General features: G+C 45.1%; 8 protein-coding genes. 4 read left to right on the forward strand and 4 right to left on the reverse strand.

What is annotated here, in order from left to right:
* The first annotated feature begins 95 nt into the window (after positions 1–95).
* Positions 96–410: a hypothetical protein gene (locus ACM0OZ_RS46655; RefSeq protein ID WP_414589784.1), complete on the forward strand. Its 315-nt coding sequence runs from the start codon at positions 96–98 to the stop codon at positions 408–410.
* 87 nt (positions 411–497) lie between these two features.
* Positions 498–764, forward strand: a complete 267-nt coding sequence (locus tag ACM0OZ_RS46660; RefSeq protein WP_414589785.1) for a hypothetical protein — start codon at positions 498–500, stop codon at positions 762–764.
* Between the two features lie 70 nt (positions 765–834).
* Here ACM0OZ_RS46660 and ACM0OZ_RS46665 read toward each other — a convergent pair whose 3' ends face one another.
* From ACM0OZ_RS46665 to ACM0OZ_RS46680, 4 genes are all read right to left on the reverse strand, one after another.
* Positions 835–1,347 carry a hypothetical protein gene (locus ACM0OZ_RS46665; protein WP_414589786.1) on the reverse strand — a complete coding sequence of 171 codons (513 nt, stop codon included), beginning with the start codon at positions 1,345–1,347 and terminating at the stop codon, positions 835–837.
* A 623-nt stretch (positions 1,348–1,970) separates the two neighbouring features.
* The gene (locus ACM0OZ_RS46670) at positions 1,971–3,017 is read right to left on the reverse strand and encodes a hypothetical protein (protein ID WP_414589787.1); all 1,047 of its coding nucleotides are present in this window, start codon (positions 3,015–3,017) and stop codon (positions 1,971–1,973) included.
* 93 nt (positions 3,018–3,110) lie between these two features.
* Positions 3,111–3,791, reverse strand: a complete 681-nt coding sequence (locus ACM0OZ_RS46675) for a hypothetical protein (protein ID WP_414589788.1) — start codon at positions 3,789–3,791, stop codon at positions 3,111–3,113.
* A gap of 144 nt (positions 3,792–3,935) precedes the next feature.
* Positions 3,936–4,742 carry a peptidoglycan-binding domain-containing protein gene (locus ACM0OZ_RS46680; RefSeq protein WP_414589789.1) on the reverse strand — a complete coding sequence of 269 codons (807 nt, stop codon included), beginning with the start codon at positions 4,740–4,742 and terminating at the stop codon, positions 3,936–3,938.
* Between the two features lie 137 nt (positions 4,743–4,879).
* Here ACM0OZ_RS46680 and ACM0OZ_RS46685 point away from each other — a divergent pair, with 137 nt between their 5' ends.
* Both ACM0OZ_RS46685 and ACM0OZ_RS46690 read left to right on the forward strand, forming a co-directional pair.
* Positions 4,880–5,602, forward strand: coding sequence for a hypothetical protein (locus ACM0OZ_RS46685; RefSeq protein WP_414589790.1), 723 nt, complete (start codon positions 4,880–4,882; stop codon positions 5,600–5,602).
* A 2,506-nt stretch (positions 5,603–8,108) separates the two neighbouring features.
* Positions 8,109–8,378 (forward strand): hypothetical protein, encoded by a 270-nt coding sequence (locus ACM0OZ_RS46690; RefSeq protein ID WP_414589791.1) that lies wholly within the window; start codon positions 8,109–8,111, stop codon positions 8,376–8,378.
* Positions 8,379–8,520: the final 142 nt, after the last annotated feature.

The raw sequence follows: 8,520 nt of genomic DNA on the forward strand, positions 1-8,520 counted from the left end.
CACGTACGGTTCTAACAGAGAGGGACGGGGGATAATACCCCCTCTCGACTCTACCTAAATTGCAGCCTGGTAACGATTGGGATGAGTTGATTGCAATGGGTAATACGGGTGATTTTTATGAGTTGCGGCTTACTCCACATGAAGTCACCTGCACTTGCCACGCCTACTCAGGGATTAAAAAAGCTTTCGCTGAGGATGCGATTGCCGAAAAACACCTGCTTGAGAATCAAAAAGTACATGGACAGATACTCGATAAGCACGTGTTCGCGGTCTGGAAGTATTTAGGAGCAGAAAGCCAAGGGCAGTATGAATATCAGTTCAGCGAGAGACGCGACAGGTTCTTAGAGGAAACGAATCAACGCCTATGGCGGTTTGACGTTGAGGAGTATGAAGAATTCCCAGAATTCTGAAAATTAAATAGAGAGAGGGACAAGGCATCCGACCAAAGATTCTTTTTTTCCCTCTCCCATCCCCTGCAAAACAACAAGAGACATAATATGTATAACACTTTTTCGTTGATTTACGATTGCACTTTCTTGAGTCGAGGGATGATTTATTTCATCAACGGAACCTTTTACCGCTACCTTTACAGCAACGATAGCGTGAGAACTCAATACTTTTTTGAGCCACTGCCCGGACAGAGAAAACGAGCAGACTTAAAACTGAATCAAAAAAAAGCCCGTGCAATGGTGTATGAAACGGGAATTCGTGCAATGAAGCACCTAGCGATTGGACAAAACGCAATTCAACTGAGCCTCTTTTAATGAAAAAGTGCAGCGCTTCGCGCTGCACTTTTTGTTTGTTGCCAGTCACCGTGACGGCCTGATGAGAAAACTAAAACAACGAAAGCTGAACCGGAGCGAAACCAAGAACCGAGGAACAGCCAAACCAACCGGGAGAACCAGGAACCGGAGAAAGACCCCAACCAGAAGGACTCTTAATTGACCCCAGAAACACGAGACACGGCAAACCGGAACCAATCGCAAACGCTAATGATGCCCACGTTCCGGAACCGGAAGGAAAAAGACCAGCGGGACAAGCGGACGACGGGAAGGACACCCACAGACCACCCCCGACACCCCCGACAACCCCCGACACACACGCGATAGAACGCGCTGCGAACGCGCCACGACCGCGACCCCACCGACCAGAACGGACTGAGAACACTTCAGCCGACGGGAAACGGGAACGAAAGAATGCATCAACACCAGGCGCACAACCCACTAACACACGCCCACCAACAGGGACAGAATCAGCCGCAGCTGTCAGAGGTGCAAAAGACCCAGACCACTGACGGGAACCGGAGAAACCAAAGCAAGAGAATTGAGAAAAGATTGATTGTAACATGGTCGGAAGTCTTGAAACTTATACTATTATAGCACGTATACGTGCATAAAAAAAGTAATGCAACCATGAAAGCGACCAACGCAACCATGACCGCCAGCTGCGACGGCGACTAGTCGTGTCATTCCTCTCTTGAAGAATTTTAAAAATTTTTCCCTGGATGAATCGCGGCGTGAAGTTCGGAGGCGGCACCGCCACACATAAATAAGTGAGGATTTGATGAGTAAGCGAATAGTGTGGCGAGTGACCGCCTTCCTACGAACGACCGCGCCGACCGAACGAGCCAACAAACTTAGTACTGATCAACTTAGACGACTCGTGAAGAACGCCCCCATCAACGTGTTTTTCATCTGGTTTTCTCCATCGATGGCAATAACTTTTTATCCTACTGGCTTCCTTGGCGCGAGTCTTCGAGCGCGAAGCTGGTCTCAACGAGCCGGGCGGCACTCTTCACGAGCAGACCTGAGCGTGTGGGGTTGTGCCGCGTCCGTGTGCGGGTAATGAGTCCGTTTACTTGGTGGTGTCAAAAAAATAAGGCGATTCTCCTGTGGAGACGCTACGCGATCGCACTTTCCTCGGAAAGCAATCATTTTATACTTGTCTCGCCAAATTTAAATTTCAAGTCCTTATTCGTCATCTGACGAGCTACGACTTGATGATTCCCCACTTGTCCAATTACTGCTATCTTTGAAAAAAATATTGGACTCTCCAGCGGAATAATTCAAAATCCCGGATGCTTTTAATTTTTTTAAATTAGCGTAGAACGTGTCGCTTATTAAGCCATTTTCAGTGCAAAAATCTTTAATATTCACTGTATTACTTTCTAACTGCTTCAGCTTGTACGCCATAAGCGCTTCAGGTTTGAACAATTTACTGAGAGACTTAGCCTCGTTAGTTAGTAAGACACTTATATCTGAAAGCCAATTGATTGTGAGCAAATCTAGGCTATACCCTACCATTCCCCTTCGTTTTAGGCTTGCAAGCGCTGAGATAAAATCACCAGTAGGGACGCCGCTTGCTCTCGCGATCGCATTTAAATTAATTGTGTCACCTCCGTCTTCAGACGCTTGGTATTGTAGTAGCCAGAAGATATAAAGGTTTTTACTTGTTCCTGCCTGGGACTTAATGAGTTTAATGTCATCAAGTGAAACCTCGCTAGGAATGACGCTTGCTTCCGGATTCCAAGTAAAATCAAGAGTATCGTTAAAGTCTCTTACAAGAAAACGTAGATCTACGTTGATAACTTTAGAGAAATTAGCAATCATCTGCTCATCAGAGAGATTCCATTTTTTCATAAAAGCGGAATCGATAAACAATGGAGTGCCGTATTTTATCCATTGCTCTGCTTTTATCGCGTTGTAGATATATGTTGGAAGTCCAACAGTATCAAGCGATCGCCTAACTTCAGCTTCAGTAATCTTTTTAGTGAAATTATTATAAAGCTGTACTCTCCACCGAGGAAATCTAAAATTAATAATTCTTTTTTGAGCTAAATTGCACATCGCTGCAAACAACTCACGATACCCGATATTGTTGTCGATTATGGCGAAAGCATCGACAGGTGAGGGAGTAACGGGAGATTGTGAGCGTAACTTCAAGTAAGTATAAGTTGTGTTGTCTATTATCTCTGCACGAAGTAGCAGAGAGTCTAACTGTTCTTCTATATTAATCATGCTTCTTCTCTTGAAAAAATAGCTATGGTTGCTAGAGGCTGTTTATGAATTGGGTTATATTCATCGCCATCATAAACAGCTTGCATACAAGAATTAAATCAACCAAACAACAGAAATAGTGGACAGGTCAAGGGTGATAACCTTGCTTCCGTCTTCATTGGTTTTACTGGAAATGTTCCCTAATTCATTAAGGAGTGTCGCGGGTGGGATGCTCCAAGGAGCGACAGAGTAAGTGTCAGGGGAAACTGGTTGTGCTAGTCCTCCCCCTTTGTTCAAAAGTAGAGCGTAGTAGACATAAGCAGTATTGTTAATCAGTCCATCCTTTTTCATGCTCAGGACTTCTTCTTGAGAAATGGTTGTTGTTTCGTTCTGCCCCCAGGTAATTGTCATTTCAGTTGGGGTGATTTTAAGTGCTTTTTTCGTTTCCAGGCTCTGAAGGTGGCGTAATAGCTCAGTGTTGTTAATCCCCCATTGGGATTCAAATTCATCAGTGTCAATCACCTGAGTACTGTTTCCTGCGTCTTTTAACCACTGAAGTGCAAAGTAAGTGTACTCAAAATTATTAAGAATCTTGTTTGTCTTTAGCGCTGAGATGTCTGGACGGTCGAGGGTAATTATTGCCATTTTTCTTTCCTTGAAGTTAATATGGTCTTTTGCCACACTCTTCTGAAAATAAATAACCCACCACTTGACCAACAGAACGGCATCTTCTCCAGAGGTGCCTATTTTGTTTATTATAAGGCGATCGCTTTTTTTTAGAGTATTTTTAGCCAAAACATAGGAAGCTTTTAAAGGCTTGGCTATATTCGATTAAGGTTTACATCTTAGTACATTTTCTACTTATCAGCATCTTACTACTTGGGTGGGTGCTGATTTTTTATTGGCGGCTCAGCTTCTTAACCATTAAGGGTAACCAGGCTAAAGCTTGTCACCAGGCACTACAACAGTAGAAAAAATATAAGCGTTGCTTGCCAGGTATCGGCGATCGCTTTTAATCCGGCTCATAAACTTCCTCTGTCCCTCAATAAGCTTCCCGACAAGACATCCGGCAGACGCTCGACCAACTTTATCCATATCAGATCCATCGTGTTGGTTAACTCCATAACGACCCTCCGCGACCGCATCACCAATCCGCAACCCGTCCTCGTTGTCATCTCGACAAACTTTGACATCAGCGACTTGAACCAATGCCTCATGTGGTCGCGAATTCCCATGCATCCCCACAGCCCACGCCCAATATTGACCGAATTGAATCCTGGCGGCTCCCGCTGGATTCATTCGGTGGTAAGTGTAGTAAGCACCAGGCTCACAAGTCGCTGCCCACGCTTCTACTATTTGAGCCTTGCCAGAATCATCTACTTGGAATAAAGCGCGGGTGTCGTTCCACTCGTCCAATCGGTCACTATTGAGGGTTCCGTCTGGGTACATCCCCTCTATATATACGATATTGAAAACATCTCTTCCCCGAGCTATCCAATAATTGTGCTTTTGGTAATAGCTGATGATTTTTTCCATCAGCCCTTCAGCTTCAATGGGTGGTAATGGTGGCGCAAGCCTTAAAGAGGTTTTAGCCGCTTCATCAAGAATTCCATCTGGCTCGGGGACACCAATGAGCTTTTGAAATTTCATCAAAGCGCTTTTGCTAAGATTGCCCCATTTACCATCTGCCGGAGGGTCGAGCAATCCACGATTAACTAATATTTGTTGAGCTTCTGCGTTGTTCATAGATTTCTCCTAACTAAAGCGGCACTTAAACTTGATTAAGTGCCGCAAGTAAATTTCAGGGTTAATGGTGGATTTATGAAGAGTTTCAGGTCTGGACACCATGCTAACTCAAGCTTTCATAAATGTCAGGTGCTGCCATGGTTGAAAAAATTATCAATGCTGTTTTAGACGTCGTTAAATCTCTTCTACCTAATCAAAATTTATCCACTCCTGCCTGGATAATTCGCTTATCTTTTTTAGGAGTGCTGGTAGTAGGTATAGTTGTTGGAATAAAAGATACACCTTTAGGCGATCGCATCGGATTAAGTAAGCAAGTAGAATTGCCAGCGCTCACTCATACTGAGGTGGTCAAGAATTTTAAACAATCCTATGAAGAGATATCACAATTAAGGGAATCAGACCCAAACGTTAGAGCAAGCTTTCTCGTGACTTTGGTGGATAACTCAACAAATAATATTGTTTTAACCAATGAAGTGAAAGACACTCGCTTGATGTTTTGGGCTTGGTCACTGCCTGTAGACAAGTACTCTTATCTGGACGTGTTTGAACGCGCATTCAACGGCGTAAAAGGGGAATTTCAGTCTAAACTGAATGATGGCTCATGCCTGAGTGGCGCAATTCAAAAGCCAGTGTTGGAGCAACTTAAGCGCGGTGTATATGACTTTCAGAGTACACACTTTAGCATTTGTCCAATTTTTACTAGCAAGAATAAGAGATTGATTGCCGCTGCGATCGCACTTTATAAGCAGCCTGATTCGCTTCAGCTTTATTTTTATGAAGATAAATTGCAAAGGGCTGCCAGTGCAATTAGTACGCTTTTCTATAGTTTTAGTGAAAAGTATCAGATTATATTTGATTAGTTGCCATAGCTTACCATCTGTGCTAGTTTGGTTGCCTGTAAGATGGTGTACTACCAAAGCCCCTTCATGCAACCTTGGGGGGTTTATCTATTTAATTTTCCTCTGAGAAATACTTGGCATTTTGAGCCAGAATACATTAAAAAATAGATTAATGAAGGGAAACGCTAAGAGAATCCGACCTACCAAGTGATATGGCTTGGTATTTTTTTTGATTTACTTTCTCAGAGGAAACTTGCCACAAGAAAGAGTAAGTATTTTGATAGTGGTGGATTTCTTTTTTGTGGTATAAGGGTCATCCCGCATGATTGCCAGCGGGATATTTTTTGAGTAGAAAGTGAAGGCGAGCGCCTAAAATATGGAATAAAATACACGAGTACGCGTAAGCATAAAAGGGGTACTAGTCCCACCCTTGGCGGTGGGCTTTTTGATTAATAAAATATTATAGGTAATGCAAGTACTGGATTCAGACTATAAGCCCATGTGCCTGGTTGTGGGCTTTCCTTCTTTTTCGGAAATGTGTGTTATTTTGGGTCAAGAATGTCCCATTGATATCCTTTGGTAGATGAGGAATTGCCCCCTTTACAGTGCGAGTCTGTGAAGGGTTTTTTACTATCTTGCAGATATTTCAAGAGAGGAATTTGGAGAGGATCTCTGATACTCGTTATTATGGCTTTAGAACAACTTATTTACGCAAAGCGTCAAGTCTGGATGGAAGACAGGGCGCTTTTGTTTTGTTTGTTTTACTTTTTTGCAGAGAATTCAAGAGAGGATTTGAGAGGGCGATTGCAAAGGTGCCAGTGCCCAAGGGGCAATCGCATTCACCGATGCGCGTATAAGCGCAATCGTCTCAGAGGAGGATTTTGGAGGGCGATTGCAAGGGAATTTGTGCCCCGAATCGCAATCGCAAGGGAATTTGTGCCCCGAATCGCGATCGCCTGCAAGCGTGGATGCGCGTTTAAGCCTTTCCAAAAAAAATCTTAGAGGAAGCGATACGGGAATTCCCGTATCGGCATAAAATCGGCATCTTTCTCGGTGCGTTACACCAATTCTCTATGAGCCTGCATAGATTCAAGGAAGAGACAAAGGAGACTGTGGGACGCGGGGACAAAGGAGATATAGGCGTGATGGGGATTGAACCCCAACGCTCGCCATTGCAACTTATAGAAATTGGGGTTTTAAACCCTTGGGGCTGTCGCCCCAGACCGGAGTGCAGACTCAGAGCTTTCCTTTGTCTCTACGCCCCGCGTCTCTTTGATAAAAATATTTCTACGTGAAGCGTTGTTTTTTGTCCGTTTACTAACGCAACACCTAGCAGTAACCTCTAGATCGTCGGCGCATCTACTTTCACAAAAAAGCCCCTTCCACAAAGTTGGGGCAGGAGAACGTAACATTAGCTTGCGCTTAATGATTCTTAAGTGCAGGCAGGAGAGGCTTTTGCAGTTTGGGCTAGAGCCTTTTTGCGCTGGCAGAGCCAATCGTCTTCTTGCCCGAAAAAAAAGCCCCTTCCGGGAAGGGGTAATAGAATGTGACATTGGCTTGTCTTAAATGTAAGCAAACGAGACTTATGCAGTTGGGTGCGATGATCGCGGTGTTGTCCGAAAAAAAAGCCCCTCTCGTGAGGTAGAGGGGCTTTTTAGCGGTGGTACTTAATGACGCACCCAGATGACAATTATTAATTGCAGGCAGCATCAACTTATGCAGCTATGCGATTGCCTTTGGCAGTGCCCCTTTGGGCAATCGCAAAAAGCAAAGCCCCTTCCACCAAAGGAGGGGCAACAAAATTGGCTTGTGCTATTCAAGGAAGAGACAAAGGAGACCGTGGGACGCGGGGGACGCGGGGGCAACTAGGATGGGGATTGAACCCCAACGCTCGCCATTGCAACTTATAGAAGATGGGGTTTTAGACCCTTGGGGCTTGAGCCCCAGACCGGAGTGCAAACTCAGAGCTTTCCTTTGTCTCTACGCCCCGCGTCTCTTTGATAATTTTTAAATGTAGGTAGAGACAGCTTATGCGGTTGGGGCGATCGCTTACCACGTGGGGTACGTTGTGCTGCTGCTAGTTTGTCGGTGCAGCCATTTTACGCAAAAAGTAAAACCCCAACCTTGTGGAAGGGGCTGAAGAACATAACATTAGCTTGCGCTTAATGATTCTTAGGTGCAGGTGAAGATGGCTTATGCAGTTGGGGCGATGATCGCAGTGTTGTCCGAAAAAAGCCCCTTCCATGAGGTTGGGGCGCAATGCTTACCATAAGGGTTTTAGGTGTAACAGCTGCGACTTATGCAGTTGGGGCGATCGCCACTCCCCAAATCATCTCTTTTGGCAAGCAGGAGTAGATCCCAAGTTATTTGCACTGGAAGCATGGGAGATGAGGGTTGGGTCTAAACGTAGAAAAATCTGCCAGCCTCCGGAAAAATCGCCCATGTATAAATACTCATTTTTTCCGAAAAATCTACGTTTGGGCGATTTTTCCGCCCAGATCGTTGGCGCTAAACCAACTAATTAGTAATGAGGCTGGCAGATTTTTCCGGTTTTAATGAAGCGGTAACATTCCCTTTCCCGTCGAACACCCACCCCGTTGCAGGTACAATTTTCACTCCATCATCTGTAGTCGGTGGTTTGGTAGATGGTTTCTCTGACCGATACTGGGATGTGGCAGATGCTAGTCGAGTGTCTGACCACAGGACATCAGAACTGATCAAAGAGACGCGGGGCGTAGAGACACGGAGACGCGGAGAGTTTGCACTCCGGTCTGGGGCTCAAGCCCCAAGGGTCTAAAACCCCATCTTCTATAAGTTGCAATGGCGAGCGTTGGGGTTCAATCCCCATCCTAGTTGCCCCCGCGTCCCCCGCGTCCCACGGTCTCCTTTGTCTCTTCCTTGAAGGTAGGCGATCGCAATTACTTCACGCTTTTTCTGAC

The organism is Scytonema sp. PCC 10023, from assembly GCF_963920835.1.
Taxonomy (GTDB): domain Bacteria; phylum Cyanobacteriota; class Cyanobacteriia; order Cyanobacteriales; family Nostocaceae; genus Kalymmatonema.